Genomic DNA, 17478 nt, shown 5'->3' with positions numbered 1-17478 from the left:
TTTCGCCATGCACGAATCCGCAGAGCTGCGCACCGGGGGCGTCGTCGCCGCCGCGCTCGAACTCTTCAGCGCCCAGGGGTTCGACCAGACGTCCGTGGAGCAGATCGCCAAGGCCGCCGGCGTCTCCCGGTCGACCTTCTTCCGGCAGTTCGGCGGCAAGGAGGACGTGGTCTTCGCCGATCACGAAGTCCTCCTGGAGCAGCTCCGGGAGTTCCTCGACGAGGGGCACGACGATCCGTGGGGCGCGGTCTGCGCCGCATCGGAGTCGGTGTTCACGCACTTCGCGAACGACCCGGAGCTCGCGCGACGGCGCTATCAGATCGTGCGGGAGGTGCCGGTGCTCCGCGAACGCGAGATCATCACCGTGTTCCGCTACGAGCGGCTGTTCGACGAATACCTGCGCAGCGCCCTCCCGGGAGTGGATCCGCTGGACGCGGTGGGCTTCGCTGCGCTCGTGACGGCGGTGCACAACCACGTGCTGCGGCAGCTCCTGCGCGGACGGAAGAAGGTGCCGCTGGCCACCCTCCAGACCGCGCTCGCGGATGCGCGTCGGCGGTACGGCGTGGGCGAGGCCGCCGACGCGGGCGCTCCGGACGACGTGGTCGTGGCGGTCTTCCCCCGGTCGATGCCGATCGCCGAGGTGACGAGGAGGCTCCGCTCCGAGCTCGACTGAGTCGACCGAGGCGGTCCTGGTACCGAGTATCGAGGAGTACGATACCTGGTGTCACGAAGGAGCACCCATGAGCACCGAAGCCTCTCCCTTCCCCGGCGAGCGCGTCTCGTCCTACGACGTCACCGGGCGACAGGACAGCGACTACTACGCGGTCTTCGCCGACATCCCCGCCGCCGACCGGAAGGCCTGGGACCGCGCGAAGGCGTATGTCGACGAGGTCGCTCCGCAGATGGCCGAGGCGTGGGACCGTGCCGAGTACCCGCTCGACGCCGCCCGCCGCATGGGCGAGATGGACCTCGTCGTCGACGGCGTCGACCACCCCGCATTGACCCGGCTCTCCCCGCTCGCCGCAGGCCTGGTCAACATGGAGATCTCGCGCGGCGACGGCTCCCTCGGCACGATCCTCGCGGTGCAGGGCGGGCTCGCGCTGCGGACGCTCGCGCTGTTCGGCTCGCCCGCCCAGCAGGACCGCTGGCTCACGGCACTCGCCGACGGCTCGGTGCTCGGGTCCTTCGCCCTGACCGAGCCCGACCACGGCTCCGACTCCGTCTCGCTGGAGACCGTGGCCCGCCGCGACGGGGACTCCTGGGTGCTCCGCGGTGCCAAGAAGTGGATCGGCAACGGCGCCTCGGGCGGCATCACGTTCGTCTGGGCACGGGTCGAGGACGAGTCCGCCGCCGAGCACGGGGCGGTGCGGTGCTTCCTCGTCGAGCAGGACACCCCCGGATACACCGGCACCGTGATCCGCGGGAAGGCCTCCCTCCGCGCGATCCATCAGGCCCACATCCGCCTGGACGACGTGCGGGTGCCGCTGGACGCGGTGCTGCCGGGGACGAAGAGCTTCAAGGACGCCTCGACCGTGCTGTACGCCACCCGGTCCGGGGTCGCCTGGTCGGCGCTGGGTCACGCGACGGCCTGCTACGAGGCGGCGCTGGCCTACGCGAAGCAGCGCGTGCAGTTCGGCAAGCCGCTCGCGAAGTTCCAGATGGTGCAGGAGCGGCTCACGCACATGCTGGAGGATCTGACGGCGATGCAGCTCTACTGCCGCCGGATGGCCGATCTGGAGCAGGCGGGGTCGCTGCGGCCGACGCAGGCCTCGCTCGCGAAGTTCCACAACACCCGGGCGGCTCGGCGGATCGCCGCGACGGCGCGGGATCTCCTCGGCGGCAACGGCATCCTCCTGGAGAACGGCGTCATGCAGCACCTGGCCGACATCGAGGCCATCCACACCTACGAGGGCACCGAATCCGTGCAGGCCCTGCTGCTCGGACGCGACATCACCGGGATGAGCGCCTTCGCCTAGCCCTTCGAATCGCTCACTGTGCGGCATTCGGCGGCCGGATGCAGCACAGTGCGCGACTCGAAGCAGAGGAGGCGGCAGTTCAGTCGCAGCCGCAGCCGCCGGCGGGGGTCTTCACCATGAAGCACACGTCGCACACGCCGTAGTCGCGCTCGACGGGCTTCGGGGCCGCGGGCGTGCGCGGGGCGGCGGGGGTGCGCGGCGTCGTGGAGCGCTTGGCCTTGACCGGGGCCTGCGGGGCGAACTCGCTCGGGTGCGTCACGTAGAAGTAGGGCGCGCGTCCCTCGCTGGGCTGCAGGCGGAGGCGGGTGGACCCGACGGTCACGACCTCGTCCTCCGTGAAGCCGTTGGTGTACGTGCGGCCGATGTGCAGCGCCGCCCCCTCGCGGCGGATCGCCTCGATGTACCGACCACGGTCGATCAGCGAGGTCACCCCCGCGGCCTCGACGATCTCGGTGATGAACGCATGGTTCACCGGATCGATGCGGTGGGCGCGGAGCGCCTCGGGAAGCGAGCGGTACGGACGGGAGGTGCCGGCGGGGGTCGGGCCCTGGACTTCATTCATCCCTTCCAGGATCGCACGGCGCAACCCCCTCCGCCGACCGCGGGCGTGCGTGCGAGACTGGCCGCATGGCACTCGCGACGATCATCGGATCCGGACCGAACGGCCTCGCCGCCGCCGTCTCCCTGGCCCGCGCCGGCTATCGGGTGCGCGTGGTCGAAGCCGCGGACACGGTCGGAGGCGGTCTGCGCACCCAGGAGGCCACCCTCCCGGGCTTCCGCCATGACGTCTGCTCGGCCGTCCACCCTGCGGCCGTGGCGTCGCCGTTCTTCCAGGCGTTCGGGCTCGACGAGCGGATCGAGTGGATCCGCCCCGAGATCTCGTTCGCCCATCCGCTGGACGGGGGCCGTGCCGCCATCGCCTGGCGCGACATCGAGCGCACCGCGGCCGAGCTCGGCATCGACGGCGACGCGTGGCGGCGCCGGCTCCGTCCCCTCAGCACCCACATCGACGGCGTCACGGACTTCACCGGGAACCAGCTCCTCCGCCTCCCGCAGGACCCGGTCACCGCGGTGCGCTACGCCATCCGCATGCTCGATCAGGGCACTCCCCTCGCACGGGCCGCCTTCCGCACGGAGGAAGCCGCCGCACTCATGGCCGGAGTCGTCGCGCACGCGAACTCCCCGCAACCCACGCTCGCCGGCGCCGCCGCCGGACTGCTGCTCGCCGGACTCGCCCATGCCGGCGGCTGGCCCTACCCCCGCGGCGGCTCGCAGGCCATCGCCGACGCCCTCGTCGCCGATCTCGAAGACCACGGCGGCGCGATCGAGACCGGGGTCCGCATCACCGACCTCGCCGCACTGGACTGGGGCGACCCCGCCCGCGGCGACGTGCTCCTGCTCAACACCTCCCCCCGGCTCGCCCTCACCCACCCGGACGTCCCGGCGTCGTACGCCCGTGCGCTCCGCGGCTACCGCTACGGCGCCGCGGCGGCCAAGGTCGACTTCGCGCTCGACGGCCCGGTCCCGTGGACCAACGAGCTCGTACGGAGCGCACCGACCGTGCACGTGGCCGGGACGAGGGACGAGGTGTGGAACAGCGAGAACGCGGTCGCGGTCGGCCACGTGTCCGAGCGCCCCTACGTCCTGGCCGTCCAGCCGTCGGTCTTCGACCCCACCAGGGCCCCGGACGGCAAGGCCGTGCTCTGGGCGTACATCCACGTGCCGAACGGCTCCGACCTCGACCCGACCGAGCTCATCACCGCGCAGGTCGAGCGGTTCGCGCCGGGCTTCCGCGACCGGATCCTCGCCCACCACGCGGTGCCGGCGTCCTCCCGTGAGGCGATCAACCCGGCCGAGATCGGCGGCGACATCTCCGGCGGCGTCTTCGACATACGTCAGGCTGTGCGCCGTCCCGTCCTCTCCCCCGCCCCGTGGCGGACGCCGATGCGCGGCGTGTACCTCGCGTCGTCCTCCACTCCGCCCGGGCCCGCGGTCAACGGCATGGCCGGATGGCACGCGGCGCACACCGTGCTCCGCGACGCCGGCACGCCCGCCGAGCTGGACGACCTGTTCGGCTGACCCGGCCCTTTCCCCCGCTCGCCGCCCGGTCCAGGATGGGTGCATGCGCTACGAGATCCCGGCCCCCATGCTCGCGAAGGCCGTCGCGGCCGTCCCTGACCCCGACAAGACCCCGGGCGGGCTCCTCTACGAGCCGAAGTGGGACGGGTTCCGGGGGCTCATCGCCTGGGACGGCGAGACGGTCGAGATCGGGTCCCGCGGGGCGAAGCCCCTCACGCGCTACTTCCCGGAGCTCGTCGATGCGATCCCTGAGCTGCTGTCCGTGCCCTGCCTCCTCGACGGCGAGATCGTCGTGGCCACGGGTCCGCACGGCGCGCAGCGTCTGGACTGGGAGGCCCTCAGCCAGCGCATCCACCCTGCCGCCTCCCGGGTCGCCAAGCTCGCCGTCGAGACCCCGGCCCTGTTCATCGCCTTCGACCTGCTCGCCTCCGGGGAGGACGACCTGCGGGACCAGTCGTTCGAGACGCGGCGGGCCCGGCTGGAGACGCTCATGGAGTCCGTGGAGCACCCGCTGCACCTGACCAGGACCACCCGCGACCGGGACGCCGCCGTCCGCTGGCTCCAGGAGTTCGAGGGCGCGGGGCTCGACGGCGTCGTGGCCAAGCCGCTGGCGCAGCCGTACGCACCGGGGAAGCGCACCCTGTTCAAGATCAAGCACGCGCGGACCGCCGACGTCGTCGCCCTCGGCTACCGCATCCACAAGTCCGGCACCGGGGTCGGGTCGCTGCTCGTCGGGCTCTACGACGCCGAGGGGACCCTGCGTCAGGTCGGCGGGGTCGCGGCATGGAGCGACGCGAAGCGGAAGCAGCTCGTGGAGGAGCTCGCACCGTTGGTCGAGCGTGACGAGGACGGCGCGGCGGTGACCGGCGAGGGCGAGCGCTCGCGGTTCAGCGGGTCGAAGGATGTCTCGTTCGTGCGGCTTCGTCCCGAGCGGGTGCTGGAGGTGCGGTACGACCAGCTCGAGGGCGCCCGCTTCCGTCACACCGTGCAGTTCGAGCGGTGGCGGCCGGACCGCGACGCCCGCTCCTGCACGTACGACCAGCTCGACACCGTCGAGGGCTACGACCTCGCCGACGTCCTGAGCTGAGCCCGCTCAGTCGTCGACGGGGTTGCCGTCGGCGTCCCAGTTCGCGGCGTTCTTCTTGCTCGGCTGCACGCGCGGCGGCTCGCCCGGCATCTTCGGGAACTCCGGCGGGAAGGGCAGCTCTCCGAGCCCGTCGGCCGTGTCGCGCTCCCACCACTCCAGCAGCGTGTCGATGCGTCCGGGCTTCGCCTGCATGTCGGCCCACGGATCGCCGACGTCCGCCAGCCGCTGCGGGATGCTGCGCACGGTGAAGGCGCGCGGGTCGAGGTCGTCGAGCTCCTCCCAGTGCACGGGCGTCGCGACGGTCGCACCGGGGAGGGCGCGCGGACTGTAGGCACCGGCCATCGTGCGGTCGCGGTTGGCCTGATTGAAGTCGACGAAGAGGCGCTCGCCGCGCTCCTCCTTCCACCAGTTCGTCGTGACCCGTTCCGGCATCCGGCGCTCGAGCTCGCGGCCGGCGGCGATCACGGCATGCCGCACGTCGAGGAACTCGTGGGTCGGCTCGATCGGGGCGAAGACGTGCAGGCCCCGGTTGCCGCTCGTCTTCGCGAACGCCTCGAGGCCGGCCTCCCGCAGCACCTCCCGCAGGGCGTGGGCCGCGGGGACGGCCTCGGCGAAGCCGGTGCCCGGCTGCGGGTCGAGGTCGATCCGCAGCTCGACGGGGTTGTCGGAATCGGTCGCCAGCGACGCCCAGGGATGGAAGACGATGGTGTTCATCTGCACCGCCCACACGATCGCGCTGGTGCGGTTCAGGACGATCTGAGGATGGCGGCGGCCGCTGTTATACGTGACCGTGACGGCGTCGACGAAGTCCGGAGTGCCCTTGGGCGGGTTCTTCGAGAAGAATCCCTCCGGACGCGGTCCTCCGGCGGCCCCCACGCCGTCCCGGAAGCGCTCCAGGGACACCGGCCGGTTGCCGTTCGCCGAGAGGAATGGCACCGACACGAGCTGCACATACTCGGCGAGCTCGGCCTTGGTGATGCCGAGGTCGGGCCAGACGACGCGGTTCGGGCTGGAGAGCGCGACCTCACGCTCTCCGTCGGTGTCGGCGACGGTCAGGGTCACGCGTTCAGAGGCCATGCTCCGACCCTAGGGGGCGGTCACGACCCGCGGAACCCCTGGCGACTCCGGGTGTGCGCGCCGTCAGTCCTCGATCCGCACCGCGCGCACGAGCACCGGCGCGAGGGCGTCGCGCTCCACGACCATGGAGGGCCCCGCGGAATCGATGATGACGCCGGCCATCTCGGAGTGGCTCGACAGCACCTTCGCGAGCTGGTCCGGCTCGAACGGCAGTGGGCGGTCGCCCCGGCCGAGCGCGATGACCTCCAGCGGGTGCGAGAAGAGCTGGAGGAAGCGGCGGCCGTCGGCGGTCTGCGCCTCGGCGATGCCGACCTGCCCGGTGCCGGATCCGTCGTTCACGGCCACCCACATGCGCGTCGTGGCGAGAGCCTCGCCCACCTTGGCGGGCGAGTCCTGCTCCCGCGGTGCCGCGAGCAGGGACTTCACGGTCATGTCGACGTCGGCCTGCTCGAGCGTCTTCTGCAGGAGCTCGGTGGGGAACACCACACGATGCGGCGCGGACGCGTTGTCGATGATGAGGCCCGCGAAGTCACCGGACACGACCTGCTGCATGACCGAGGTCGTCGGCTGGGCGACAGCGGAGGTCGCGGACGGATCAGCTTCGAGCTGCACGGAATCCCGGACGGCGGCCGCCGAGCTGAACGCCAGCATGAACTGGCGCTCCCCGTCGCGGACCACGGCGACGGCCAGCGGCTTGCCCTCGCTGATCTGCGCGCGGGCATCGCCGTTCACGCGGATGTAGAGGTGCCCTTGGAGAGCCTGGCGGAGCACCCCGAGGAGCTGCTCGTTGGAGGCGCCCGCCTCGACCTGCGCCAGGGACTCGCGCAGGAGGACGTTGTCCTTCATGCCCGCCACGGTCTCGGTCTGCTCCGGCGGGAGCGCGGGAGCGAGCGGGAGCTTCCGCTCGGCCGCCGGTGCCGCAGGCTCCGCGGTGGGGCTGGGCGGCGTCGGCGCGGCAGCGGGCGCTGCGGCTGCCGCCGCGGCCTCCGGATCCGGAAGCGCGACCTCGGGCCCGGCTTCGGCGCCGACACCGCGGAACGCCTGAACCGAGATGCCGACGGTGGGCGATGCCTCGGCCGTCGACGCCTCCGACTCCTCGGTCGCCGTGCTCGCGTCCTCCTCGCTCTCGGTGGCCGGAGCGGCGGAGGGGGCGGGAGCGACGGCGTCGTCGCCGGACTTCTTGCGGCGGGAGAAGAGGGCCATGGGAGCCAGCCTAACCGTGTCTCCCCGCCCTCTCCGCCGCGACGTCAGAGCTTCTGGATCGGGGCGACCTTGATGAGCAGCTTCTTCTGCCCTGCCGTGTCGAACCGGACATGGGCGATGCGCTTGGCGCCTTCGCCAGTGACGGCGTCGACCCTTCCCTCGCCGAAGTCGTCGTGCCGGATGCGGTCACCGGCGGCGAGCTCGAGGTCGCCGTTGTCGCGCATCTTGGCGGTGACGCGGTTGGGGATCTTGTCCATCGCCGTCGAGAGCGGCTTGAGGGAGTCGCGGGGCAGGGCCTTCACGCCGAAGCGGTCGCCCGACCCACCGGAGCGACGGGCGTTCAGCGCACGCGACTGCATACCTCCGCGGGAGTTCACGTCGCCCGGGGACTGCCGCCAGTCGATGAGGGAGGCCGGGATCTCCTGCAGGAATCGGCTGGGCATGGCGACGGTCACCTCGCCGAACTGCGCGCGGGTCATCGCCAGGGACAGGTGCAGGCGCTTGCGGGCGCGGGTGATGCCCACGTAGAACAGGCGCCGCTCCTCCTGCGGGCCGCCGGGCTCTCCCGCCGAGATGCGGTGCGGGATGAGGTCTTCCTCGACGCCGGTGACGAAGACCGCGTCGTACTCCAGTCCCTTGGCGGTGTGCATCGTCATGAGCGAGACCGACCCGGACTCGTCATCGAGGTCGTCCGCGTCGGAGACCAGCGCGACCTCGGTGAGGAAGTCGGTGATGGTGCCCTCGGGGTTGTTCCGCGCGAAGTCGCGGGTCACGGCCACGAACTCGTCGAGGTTCTCCACGCGGGCCTCGTCCTGCGGATCGCGGCTGGCGCGCAGCGCGTCGAGGTAGCCGCTCTTGGAGAGCAGCAGGCTGAGCCCGTCCGCCACGGAGGTGGGCGGCGGCACCTCCCCCGTCGGCGGCAGCATGATCGCGGTCGCCTCGGCGAGCACGGCGTCGAGCTGGGCGATGGCTGCCTGGATCTTCGGGCCGACGCCGAGCTGGCCGGGCAGCGACAGGGCATCGCGGAAGGAGATGCCGTGCTCCTCGGCGAAGCGGGCGATGGCGGTCTCGGTGACGTCGCCGATGCCGCGCCGGGGCTTGTTGAGGATGCGGCGGACCGCCATCTCGTCGGCGGGGTTCGCAACCGCGACGAGGTAGGCCAGCGCGTCCTTGATCTCGGCGCGCTCGTAGAACTTGGTGCCGCCCATGATCTTGTACGGCACGGCCGAGCGGATGAAGATCTCCTCCAGCGCACGGGACTGCGAGTTCGTGCGGTAGAAGACGGCCATCTCCGAGTACGGCATGCCCTTGCGGTGCAGCGCTTCGATCTCGTCGGCGACGAACTGGGCCTCGTCGTGCTGCGAGTAGCCGGTGAAGCCGATGATCCTGTCGCCCTCGCCGCGGTCGCTCCAGAGCTTCTTGTCCTTGCGGTCGAAGTTGTTGCCGATGACCGCGTTCGCCGCGGAGAGGATGTTCTGCGTCGAGCGGTAGTTCTGTTCGAGGAGCACGACCTTCGCTCCCGGGAAGTCGCGCTCGAACTCGCTGATGTTGCGGATGTCCGCACCGCGGAACGCGTAGATCGACTGATCCGAGTCGCCGACCACCGTCAGCGACGCCCCGGCCTCGCCGGCTCCCGGCGCCGGCTCGGGGTCAGGCTCGAAGATCATCATGCCGTTGGCGGCATACGGCTCCGGTGTCGAGCCGACGCCGGACACCGGCCGGGTGAGCTCGTGGATGAGCGCGTACTGGGCGTGGTTGGTGTCCTGGTACTCGTCGACGAGGATGTGGCGGAAGCGGCGGCGGTAGGTGTCGGCGACCTGGGGGAAGGCCCGGAACAGGTAGACCGTCTGTCCGATGAGGTCGTCGAAGTCGAAGGCGTTGGCCTTCTGGAGCTGCCGCTGGTAGTCGGCGAAGACCTCGACGAAGACGCGCTCAGCCGGGTCGCTCATGTTGGCCTGGCGCGCATAGGCCTCGGCATCGGAGAGCTCGTTCTTGAGCTTGGAGATGCGCCCCTGGACAGCCGCCGGGGTGAGCCCGTAGGCATCGGCCTCGTGCTCCTTGACCAGCCGCTTGAGGAGGGCGCGGGAGTCTCCGGAGTCGTAGATGGTGAAGTTCTTCGTGAACCCGAACTGCTGCGCCTCGCGGCGGAGGATGCGCACGCACGCGGAGTGGAACGTGGAGATCCACATGCCGCGCGCGGCGTCGCCGATCAGCCCCTCGACGCGCTCGCGCATCTCGCCGGCGGCCTTGTTGGTGAAGGTGATGGCGAGGATCTGGCTCGGCCACGCCTCGCGGCTGCGCAGGAGCGAGGCGATGCGGCGCGTGAGCACGCTCGTCTTGCCCGAGCCGGCACCGGCGACGATGAGCAGGGCGGGGCCGCGATACGTGACGGCCTCGAGCTGCTGGGGGTTGAGGCCGGCGAGGAGGTCGTCCTGCGCGGGGGCGCCGGAGGACTGCGGGCCGACGGATCCGGGGACGATGAGAGGGGCTTCGGTCATGACCTCTCGAGTCTAGGCGGCGGCACCGACATCGAGGTCCCGGCCTAACGGGTCTCGAGCGCCAGACGCCCCGCCAGCAGCACATAGGTCGCCGCGAAGGAGCGCCGCAGCCACGCCATCACCTTCGGCCGGGTGAGGACGCGGGTGCGCATGGTCGCCGCGAAGACCCCGTACGCGGCGAACACGACGAAGGTGACCGCCATGAAGACCAGGCTCAGCATGATCATCTGCGCCGTGGCTCCGGTGCCTCCGGCGGCGACGAACTGCGGCAGGAAGGCGAAGAAGAAGATGGTCAGCTTCGGATTCAGGAGGTTGAGGAGGACGGCAGTGCGGATGATCCGCCACGACGACACGGGCACGGCGTCCTCCTCCGCCGACATCAGCGCAGTGTCCCGCAGCGTCCGCCACGCGAGGTACAGCAGGTAGGCGACACCGAACCACTTGATGACCTCGAAGGCGACGGCGGAGGCGTGCAGGATCGCGGCTAGACCGGTGATCGCGGCGATCATGTGCGGGACGACCCCCAGCGTGCAGCCGAGGGCGGCGACGACGCCGGCCCTCGCCCCCTGGGAGATCCCGATCGCCACCGAGTACACCGCCCCGGTTCCCGGGGTGGCGACGACCACCAGGGTCGTGAGGAGGAATGCGATGCTCATGCGGCCCTTCCGTCGCGGCGGTCGGTCCGCGTGTCCTGTCTACCGGCTCGACGCGCGACGCGCATCCCCCTTCTTCCGCTCAGGCGATGCGGGTGCCCGGCGGCAGCCGTCGCGCGGGCGTCCGAGTGCGGGCCCACGCTCCCGCGAACAGCGCCCCGGCGAGCACCACCTGCACGCCGAGCCCGACGAACCAGCTCGGCACGGTCTCGTCGATCACCTGCTCGGCCGTCTGCGAACCGCTCTCCGGATCGCAGTCGTCCCAGCGCTGCTCCAGCGGCGAGAGCTGCGCGCTGCGGACGCCCCACTTGATCTGCCCGTACAGATCGACCGGATAGCCGTCCGTGCTGAACTCGGTGGGGGTGGCATCAGCCAGCACGACGAACGGGTTGGCGGCGAGCGCCCACCACACGAGGTCGAACCGCGGCGCCTCGTACGTGTACTCCTCCCAGCTCTCGCAGTCCACGTTGCCGTTGCTGTCGTAGGGGCGGCTGTAGCTCGTCGCCTCGCTGCGCACGGCCAGGCCGCCGAGCGCGAAGACGATGATCGTGCCGATGACGAGCGCGGAGACCACGAGGTAGGTGGACGCGACGGAGAACAGCGGCCGGGCGATGAGGCCGCTCAGGCCGACGCCGATCGCGGCGACGATGATGATCTCGACGGCGAGGATGAGCAGCGCCACGAACAGCACGATCGGATCGGTCCCGCCCGCCAGCAGCGACGCCGCGAGGAAGGGAACCGCCACCAGGAGGAACGCGCCGCCCGTCGCGATCGCCGCGAGCAGCTTGCCCAGCATGATGTCGCCGGTCGACGCCGCGGTGACCTGGATCGGCGCGAGCGTGGCCGCCTCCCGGTCGCCGTTGATGGCGTTGCCGCTGAGCGTGGGAGAGACGAGCACGACGAGCAGCAGGACCACGTTGACGACGATGGACGACACGCCCGCCCCCACGTCCTCCCCCCAGGAGTACACGGCGAATGACAGGCCGGTGACGCCGAGGAGCACCAGTGCGAAGATGCCGAGGAGCACGTACCAGCCGACGCTCCGCAGCCGCTGGGTCAGTTCCAGGCGCGCGATGACGCCGATGTTCGCGAGACTCATGCTCCCGCCTCCGTTCCGTGGGGTGCCGCAGGCGGCGGGGGCGGCGGGGTCGTCCCCGCGGGCGGGTGCGGGTGCCGGAGCGCGAGGAACGTATGCTCCAGATCGCTCTGCGCGGGCGCGAACTCCGCGACCGGCAGCCCCGCCTCCACGAGGAGGCGCAGTGACTGGGCGGCGTCATCCTCCCCGGGAAAGCCGACGAGGACGGCGCCCCGGTCCACGGCGAGGGACTCGGGAGCCCGTCCGAGGGCCGAGGCGACCTGCCAGGTGTCCGCGTTCAGACGCTCCGCGGTCGCGCCGGCCAGCCGCACCCGCCACGCGCGGACCGTGCTCTGCGCCGGAGCGGCGTCCACGACGGCCCCGCCGACGAGGAAGACGGCGTCGTCGACGACCTCTTCCAGCTCGGACAGCACGTGGCTGGAGATGAGGACCGTGCGCCCTTCGGCCGCGAAGCGGCGCAGCAGGACCCGCAGCTGCACGCGGGCCTCGGGATCGAGGCCGGACGCCGGCTCGTCGAGAAGCAGCACCTGCGGGTCGTGGACGAGAGCGCGGGCGAGGCCGAGCTTCTGCTTCTGCCCACGGGAGAGCACCTTCGCGGCGGAATCCGCGAGCTCCCCCAGACCGACGAGACCGAGAAGGTGCTGCGCCCGCCGCTCCGCGTCCGCGCGGTCGATCCCGTAGAGCCGGGCCGTGGTCACGATCGTCTCGCGGGCGGTGAGGGAGGGCCAGGCGCCGAGGGCATCCGGCATCCACCCCAGCACGCGACGGGCGGCGAGCGGGTCGGCTTCGGGGTCGATGCCGCCGATGCGGATCGAGCCGCTGTCGGGGGCGAGCAACGAGGCGAGCATCAGGAGCAGCGTCGTCTTGCCCGCGCCGTTCGGGCCCACCAGACCCGTCACCCTTCCCGCTTCTGCGCGCAGCGTGGCCCCTCGCACGGCCTGCACGTCCCCGAATGCCCTGCTGACGTCGTCCACCACTATTCCGGTCATGCGGTCAGTCTGGCATCGCGGGGCGCGAGCGCCGGGGACCTCCGGGCTGATGCCCAGCCGCGCCGCGCCGCGGGTGACACAATCGCTGTATGCGCACGATCCTCAACATCATCTGGGTCATCCTCGCGGGCTGGGCGCTCTTCCTCGGCTACGTGCTGGCCGGCCTGCTGCTGTGCATCCCGATCATCACGATCCCCTGGGCGATCGCCTCGTTCCGCATCGCCGCCTACGCCATCTGGCCGTTCGGCCGCGAGGTCGTCAGCAAGCCGACGGCCGGCGTCGGGTCGTTCCTCGGGAACGTGCTCTGGGTCATCCTCGCGGGGTGGTGGCTCGCGCTCGGCCACATCGTGTCGGGACTCGCGCTGTGCATCACCATCATCGGCATCCCCATGGGCATCGCCGACTTCAAGATGGTCCCGGTGTCGCTCATGCCGCTCGGCAAGGAGATCGTCTCCACTCGTCAGGGCGCGTTCGACCGCACGCTCTGACGCCGGCGGGTCAGCCGCGGAAGAACGCGACGCCGAGATCGGGGTGATCGACGAAGACGCCGTCCACGCCCTGCCGGGCGATCACGCCCCACTCGGCCTCGTAGTGCCCGAACGCGCTCTTGCCTCCCGGTCCGCGGTAGGGCGCCGCGAGGAAGGCGTTCTCCGGGCGGCAGGTCCACGCGAAGACGGTCAGGCCGCGGGCGTGCGCATCGGCGACCAGCGTCGTGCCCGGCACCAGGAGCATCTTCTTGTCGACGCTGATCCCGTCGATCCGACCGACCAGGCGGTCCAGATTCCCGGGGGTCACGGTCTCCGGGTAGCTCAGGGCCTTCGCCCCCTCGGCGACGAGGAGGTCGTACGGCTGTCCCGCCGCCTCGATGAGGTAGACGAAGCTCGCGTCGACGCCCGCGGCGCGGAGCTGCCCGAGCACGGTCGACTCGAAGCTCTCCACGATCAGCGGCAACTCCCCCGCCGCCCATCCGGCGTCGCGCAGCTCCCGCGCGATGAGGGGCGCGAGGTCGAGTCCGATGCCCGCGAAATGCGTGGCGTGCTTCACCTCGAGCACGACGCCGATCGGCCGGCCCTGCTCCTGTGCTGCCGCCCGCACGAGGTCGAGGACGTCGCGCAGGCGCAGGATCGGCTCCGTGCCGTCGAAGGAGGCGCTGGATGCCCGGAGCTTCGGGAGCCGTTCCCGGCAGCGCAGCGTGGACAGCTCCGCCCAGGTGAAGTCCTCCGTGAACCAGCCGGTCAGTGCGGCACCGTCCACGCGCCTCGTCGTGCGGCGATCCGCGAACTCCGGGTGATCGGCGACGTCCGTGGTGCCGGAGATCTCGTTCTCGTGCCGCACGACCAGGACGCCGTCCTGGGTGGCGACCACGTCCGGCTCGACCGCGTCGACCCCCGTCGCGAGAGCGAGCTCGTAGGACGAACGGGTGTGCTCCGGTCGGTGGCCCGGGGCACCGCGGTGCCCGATGACGAGCGGGGATTTGCTGGGCACGCTCACAGCGTAAGGCACCCCGGGAGTGTCGCCTCACGGGTATCGTGGAGGAAAGCGACCTACGACCCCCCTTTTGGAGTGAGGCCCACCTGATGAGCAACTTCGCTTTCAACAATCCTGCTTTCCAGCAGCAGGACCCGCGCAACGTCGCGACCTACCCGGGTGCGCCCCAGGGCGCTCAGGGCGCGCAGGCCGCGTCGCTCCAGCACGGCGCGATGGATGCCGCCGCCAACGCGCAGCTCGAGGGCATGTACGCCGCCCCCGCTGCAGGCGCGCTCGAGACCGACCGGATGTCCGTCGAGGACACGGTGTGGAAGACCGCCGGCCTCTTCGGCATCCTCCTCGTCACCGCCGTCGTCGGCTGGGTGCTGACGCTCGGCGGCCTCGACGTGCCGCGCTACGACCCGTACAACCCCGCCGCCGTCAACGTACTGCCCTGGGCCCTCGGGGCGCTCGGCGGCTTCGTGCTGGCGATGGTCATCACCTTCACCTCGCGCAAGAAGGTCCGCCCCGCGCTGATCTTCGCCTACGCGGCCTTCGAGGGTCTCTTCATCGGCGGCATCTCGGCGTTCTTCGAGGTCCGCTGGCCCGGCATCGTCTTCCAGGCGACGCTCGCGACCGTCTCGGTCGTCGGCGTGACTCTCGCCCTCTTCGCGAGCGGCAAGATCCGCGCCTCGAAGAAGGCCACGAAGATCTTCATGATCGCGATGATCGGCTACCTGGTCTTCTCGCTCCTGAACCTCGTCCTCATGTGGACCGGCGTCAACACCAACGCGTTCGGCATGCTCAGCCAGCCGATCATGGGCATCCCGCTCGGCCTCATCATCGGTGTCCTCGTCGTGATCATGGCGGCCTACTCGCTGGTGCTCGACTTCGACCAGATCCAGCAGGGCGTCCGCAACGGCGCTCCCCGCAAGTACGGCTGGCTCGGCGGCTTCGGCATCATGGTCACCGTCGTCTGGCTGTACGTCGAGATCCTTCGGATCATCGCCATCGCCCGCGGCAACAACTGACGCGCGACCCGTCGCGACGAGAGGCCCGTCTCCCTGGGAGGCGGGCCTCTTGCCATATCCGGGAGGGAGCGCGCAAGGGGTTGGCACGCGATTCCGCGGCCGGGCACAGTAGGTGTCACGAAGCCCCGGCACCCCGGGGCTCCTGACCCAAGGAGCTGACCATGAGTTTTCTCGGCTTTCTTCTTCTCGGCCTCATCGCCGGAGCCATCGCCAAGCTGATCCTGCCCGGCAAGCAGGGCGGCGGATGGTTCATCACCCTGCTGCTCGGCGTCGTCGGCGCCCTGCTCGGCGGCTGGCTCGGCAGCCTGATCCTCAACCGTCCGCTCACCGAGTTCTGGGACCTCGGCACCTGGCTCCTCGCCATCGGCGGTTCGATCATCGTGCTGCTGATCTACGGCCTCATCGCCGGCCGCGGCCAGCGGGTCAACGACTGACGCAGACCCCCCTCGACGCGCCCCGCGTCACCCACGCCCGTCCCTCACGGCTGCGAGAGCATCCGTGAGGGGCGGGTCTTTTCGTGCCGCGGACGGTCAGCTCGCCGTTCCCCGCGCTTTGCACTCCAGGAGTCCGCGCTCACGGTCGTTGCCGGCCAGCCCCGCGGCCACGGCGAACTCGCTGCGTGCCTCGCTCTCCCGGCCGAGTCGGCGCAGCAGCTCGCCCCGCGTGGCCGGGAGCAGGTGGTAGCCGCGCAGCGCCCCGGACGCAGCCAGCTCATCGAGCATCTTCAGCGCGGAAGCGGGCCCGGTCGCCATGGCCACGGCGGCCGCGCGATTGAGCTCCACCACCGGGGACGGGGTGAGCCGGCCGAGCGCCTCGTAGAGGACGACGATGCGATCCCAGTCGGTCTCCTCCACGGACGGCGCGACGGCATGGCATTCGGCGATGGCGGCCTGCAGACTGTACGGCCCGCGTCCACGGCCGAGCCCGTCCGCCCGCGCCAGTGCCGCTCTCCCCCGCGCGATGCGGCTGCGGTCCCACCGCCGACGGTCCTGATCGGCGAGCAGCACCGGGTCCCCGTTCCGGTCGGTCCGTGCGGGGAAGCGTGCGGCCGTGAGCTCCAGGAGCGCGAGCAGACCGTGCACCTCCGGTTCGCGAGGCTGCAGCGCGGCGAGCACCCTGGCGAGCCGGATGGCCTCGTCGCTCAGTTCCGGCCGCATCCACTCCGGACCGCTGCTGGCCGCGTGCGCTTCGTTGAAGATGAGGTAGAGCACCCCGAGGACCGCGCCGAGCCGCGCCGCATGCTCCTCCCGCGGCGGCACCTCGAACGGCGCGTGTGCCGCCGCCAGCGTCTTCTTCGCGCGCACGATCCGCTGTTGCACGGTCGCCGTGGGGACCAGGAAGGCGCGGGCGATCTCCTCGCTCGACAGCCCGCCGACGACCCGCAGCGTCAACGCGACCTGCGCCTCCCGAGAGAGGACCGGGTGGCACGCGATGAAGAGGAGGCGCAGCACATCGTCGTCCACGGCATCCGGGTCCCACGGCAGCTCGTGGCCCTCCGCCTGCTCCTGTTCGAGGTCGTGCGCGATCAGCGCGAGACGGTCGTCCAGCCGCTCGCGGCGTCGCCATCCGTCCACCGCCTTCCGCTTCGCCACGGCTGTGAGCCACGCGGCGGGGTTCCGCGGGACGCCCTCGGCGGGCCATTGCCGCAGCGCGGCGACCAAGGCCTCCTGCGCGAGGTCCTCCGCCAGGCCGAAGTCGCCGACCATCCGCGTCAGCGTGCCGACGATGCGCGCGGCTTCGATTCGCCACACGGCCGCGACGGCCCGCTCGGCCGCCTCCTGCGCGGAGGCGGCCGAGTTCGCCACGGGGTCGGACGAGCCGTCCATCAGCGGAGCGTCGTCACGCCTGCTCGGCGCGGCGGGCCTGCTCCTCCCGCCAGCCCGCCTCCTTCTCGATCCACTCGTTGTCGGCGGGGAAGTCCTCCGGGCCGGTCACCCGGCGCACCTCGAGGAACGATCCCGCTCCGAGCGGCGCCCGGCTCGCCCACTCCCCGGCCTCCTCGCGCGAGGAGACCTCGATGATCCAGAAGCCGTTGAAGAGCTCCTTCGTCTCCCCGTAGGGGCCGTCCGTGATCAGCGGCTTCTCGGCGCTGAAGTCGACGACGAAGCCCTCCGCCGCGTCGGTCAGGCCCTCCCCAGCGACGAGGACGCCCGCCTTCATCATCGACTCGTTGTAACGACCCATCGCCTCGATGACCTGCTCGAAGGGCATCTCCTGGTAGGCCGCCACCGCGTCGTCGGTCGCGCGCATGATGAGCATGAACTTCATGATGTTCTCCTTGTTCCGAAGGGCCGTTCCTCGACCCTCTCATCACAGACGTCG

The 17478-nt window shown here is 71.2% G+C and carries 17 protein-coding genes; 7 read left to right on the top strand and 10 right to left on the bottom strand.

Translation table 11 applies throughout. The features are described 5' to 3' along the window. Positions 1-7 precede the first annotated feature (7 nt). Positions 8-673, top strand: coding sequence for a TetR/AcrR family transcriptional regulator (locus WFJ36_RS00355; RefSeq protein WP_071327451.1), 666 nt, complete (start codon positions 8-10; stop codon positions 671-673). 67 nt (positions 674-740) lie between these two features. Further along, the gene (locus WFJ36_RS00350; RefSeq protein ID WP_292787069.1) at positions 741-1976 is read left to right on the top strand and encodes an acyl-CoA dehydrogenase family protein; all 1236 of its coding nucleotides are present in this window, start codon (positions 741-743) and stop codon (positions 1974-1976) included. A 79-nt stretch (positions 1977-2055) separates the two neighbouring features. On the opposite strand, the gene WFJ36_RS00345 is transcribed toward WFJ36_RS00350, so the two are convergent. Next, complete coding sequence (locus WFJ36_RS00345) at positions 2056-2538, bottom strand: hypothetical protein (RefSeq protein WP_025103767.1); 483 nt, start codon at positions 2536-2538, stop codon at positions 2056-2058. Positions 2539-2603: 65 nt separating this feature from the next. Between WFJ36_RS00345 and WFJ36_RS00340 the strand changes: the two genes are divergently transcribed. Together WFJ36_RS00340 and WFJ36_RS00335 are read left to right on the top strand one after the other, a co-directional pair. Then, positions 2604-4055, top strand: a complete 1452-nt coding sequence (locus WFJ36_RS00340; RefSeq protein WP_336642412.1) for a phytoene desaturase family protein — start codon at positions 2604-2606, stop codon at positions 4053-4055. 43 nt (positions 4056-4098) lie between these two features. Next, on the top strand, positions 4099-5142 hold the full coding sequence (locus tag WFJ36_RS00335; protein WP_336642411.1) for an ATP-dependent DNA ligase: 1044 nt from the start codon (positions 4099-4101) through the stop codon (positions 5140-5142). Positions 5143-5148: 6 nt separating this feature from the next. Here the strand turns inward: WFJ36_RS00335 and ligD are convergent, their stop codons facing one another. The 6 genes from ligD to WFJ36_RS00305 form a co-directional block, all read right to left on the bottom strand. Then, positions 5149-6219 carry a non-homologous end-joining DNA ligase gene (gene ligD, locus WFJ36_RS00330; RefSeq protein ID WP_336642410.1) on the bottom strand — a complete coding sequence of 357 codons (1071 nt, stop codon included), beginning with the start codon at positions 6217-6219 and terminating at the stop codon, positions 5149-5151. Between the two features lie 63 nt (positions 6220-6282). Continuing rightward, a complete protein-coding gene (locus tag WFJ36_RS00325) occupies positions 6283-7422 on the bottom strand; it encodes an SseB family protein (protein WP_071327455.1) in 1140 nt (379 codons plus the stop codon). Between the two features lie 44 nt (positions 7423-7466). Further along, positions 7467-9920 (bottom strand): ATP-dependent helicase, encoded by a 2454-nt coding sequence (locus WFJ36_RS00320; protein WP_292787085.1) that lies wholly within the window; start codon positions 9918-9920, stop codon positions 7467-7469. A gap of 44 nt (positions 9921-9964) precedes the next feature. Beyond that, positions 9965-10576, bottom strand: coding sequence for a LysE family translocator (locus tag WFJ36_RS00315; RefSeq protein ID WP_292787088.1), 612 nt, complete (start codon positions 10574-10576; stop codon positions 9965-9967). A gap of 79 nt (positions 10577-10655) precedes the next feature. Then, positions 10656-11672, bottom strand: coding sequence for an ABC transporter permease (locus WFJ36_RS00310; RefSeq protein WP_071327458.1), 1017 nt, complete (start codon positions 11670-11672; stop codon positions 10656-10658). Beyond that, a complete protein-coding gene (locus tag WFJ36_RS00305; protein WP_071327459.1) occupies positions 11669-12658 on the bottom strand; it encodes an ABC transporter ATP-binding protein in 990 nt (329 codons plus the stop codon). Before WFJ36_RS00305 ends, WFJ36_RS00310 begins: the two co-directional genes overlap by 4 nt. An 89-nt stretch (positions 12659-12747) precedes the next feature. On the opposite strand from WFJ36_RS00305, the gene WFJ36_RS00300 reads away from it, so the two are divergent. Further along, on the top strand, positions 12748-13146 hold the full coding sequence (locus WFJ36_RS00300; protein ID WP_060922036.1) for a YccF domain-containing protein: 399 nt from the start codon (positions 12748-12750) through the stop codon (positions 13144-13146). Between the two features lie 10 nt (positions 13147-13156). Here WFJ36_RS00300 and WFJ36_RS00295 read toward each other — a convergent pair whose 3' ends face one another. Next, positions 13157-14143 (bottom strand): glycerophosphodiester phosphodiesterase family protein, encoded by a 987-nt coding sequence (locus WFJ36_RS00295; RefSeq protein ID WP_336642409.1) that lies wholly within the window; start codon positions 14141-14143, stop codon positions 13157-13159. A gap of 92 nt (positions 14144-14235) precedes the next feature. Here WFJ36_RS00295 and WFJ36_RS00290 point away from each other — a divergent pair, with 92 nt between their 5' ends. Next, positions 14236-15156: a Bax inhibitor-1/YccA family protein gene (locus WFJ36_RS00290; protein WP_071327462.1), complete on the top strand. Its 921-nt coding sequence runs from the start codon at positions 14236-14238 to the stop codon at positions 15154-15156. A 161-nt stretch (positions 15157-15317) separates the two neighbouring features. Continuing rightward, the gene (locus WFJ36_RS00285; protein ID WP_025103755.1) at positions 15318-15590 is read left to right on the top strand and encodes a GlsB/YeaQ/YmgE family stress response membrane protein; all 273 of its coding nucleotides are present in this window, start codon (positions 15318-15320) and stop codon (positions 15588-15590) included. Between the two features lie 96 nt (positions 15591-15686). On the opposite strand, the gene WFJ36_RS00280 is transcribed toward WFJ36_RS00285, so the two are convergent. Continuing rightward, entirely contained in the window at positions 15687-16982 is a 1296-nt protein-coding gene (locus WFJ36_RS00280) for an RNA polymerase sigma factor (protein ID WP_336642408.1), read from the bottom strand. A gap of 13 nt (positions 16983-16995) precedes the next feature. After that, positions 16996-17424 (bottom strand): YciI family protein, encoded by a 429-nt coding sequence (locus tag WFJ36_RS00275; RefSeq protein WP_336642407.1) that lies wholly within the window; start codon positions 17422-17424, stop codon positions 16996-16998. Between the last annotated feature and the right edge of the window lie 54 nt (positions 17425-17478).

The sequence above is a fragment of the Microbacterium sp. MMO-113 genome, from assembly GCF_037148555.1.
In the GTDB taxonomy this organism is placed as follows: Bacteria; Actinomycetota; Actinomycetes; order Actinomycetales; family Microbacteriaceae; genus Microbacterium.
The sequence above is the reverse complement of the archived record's forward strand: the minus strand, read 5'-3'. Positions and strand labels throughout refer to the sequence as shown.

What these genes read in the sequence shown, in the direction of transcription:
- WFJ36_RS00305 (WP_071327459.1), bottom strand. Translation starts at nt 12,658, where the DNA reads ATGACCGGAATAGTGGTGGACGACGTCAGCAGGGCATTCGGGGACGTG.
- WFJ36_RS00340 (WP_336642412.1), top strand. Translation starts at nt 2,604, where the DNA reads ATGGCACTCGCGACGATCATCGGATCCGGACCGAACGGCCTCGCCGCC.
- WFJ36_RS00290 (WP_071327462.1), top strand. Translation starts at nt 14,236, where the DNA reads ATGAGCAACTTCGCTTTCAACAATCCTGCTTTCCAGCAGCAGGACCCG.
- WFJ36_RS00325 (WP_071327455.1), bottom strand. Translation starts at nt 7,422, where the DNA reads ATGGCCCTCTTCTCCCGCCGCAAGAAGTCCGGCGACGACGCCGTCGCT.
- WFJ36_RS00275 (WP_336642407.1), bottom strand. Translation starts at nt 17,424, where the DNA reads ATGAAGTTCATGCTCATCATGCGCGCGACCGACGACGCGGTGGCGGCC.
- WFJ36_RS00300 (WP_060922036.1), top strand. Translation starts at nt 12,748, where the DNA reads ATGCGCACGATCCTCAACATCATCTGGGTCATCCTCGCGGGCTGGGCG.
- WFJ36_RS00310 (WP_071327458.1), bottom strand. Translation starts at nt 11,672, where the DNA reads ATGAGTCTCGCGAACATCGGCGTCATCGCGCGCCTGGAACTGACCCAG.
- WFJ36_RS00350 (WP_292787069.1), top strand. Translation starts at nt 741, where the DNA reads ATGAGCACCGAAGCCTCTCCCTTCCCCGGCGAGCGCGTCTCGTCCTAC.
- WFJ36_RS00280 (WP_336642408.1), bottom strand. Translation starts at nt 16,982, where the DNA reads ATGGACGGCTCGTCCGACCCCGTGGCGAACTCGGCCGCCTCCGCGCAG.
- WFJ36_RS00335 (WP_336642411.1), top strand. Translation starts at nt 4,099, where the DNA reads ATGCGCTACGAGATCCCGGCCCCCATGCTCGCGAAGGCCGTCGCGGCC.
- WFJ36_RS00320 (WP_292787085.1), bottom strand. Translation starts at nt 9,920, where the DNA reads ATGACCGAAGCCCCTCTCATCGTCCCCGGATCCGTCGGCCCGCAGTCC.
- WFJ36_RS00345 (WP_025103767.1), bottom strand. Translation starts at nt 2,538, where the DNA reads ATGAATGAAGTCCAGGGCCCGACCCCCGCCGGCACCTCCCGTCCGTAC.
- WFJ36_RS00315 (WP_292787088.1), bottom strand. Translation starts at nt 10,576, where the DNA reads ATGAGCATCGCATTCCTCCTCACGACCCTGGTGGTCGTCGCCACCCCG.
- WFJ36_RS00285 (WP_025103755.1), top strand. Translation starts at nt 15,318, where the DNA reads ATGAGTTTTCTCGGCTTTCTTCTTCTCGGCCTCATCGCCGGAGCCATC.
- WFJ36_RS00355 (WP_071327451.1), top strand. Translation starts at nt 8, where the DNA reads ATGCACGAATCCGCAGAGCTGCGCACCGGGGGCGTCGTCGCCGCCGCG.
- ligD (WP_336642410.1), bottom strand. Translation starts at nt 6,219, where the DNA reads ATGGCCTCTGAACGCGTGACCCTGACCGTCGCCGACACCGACGGAGAG.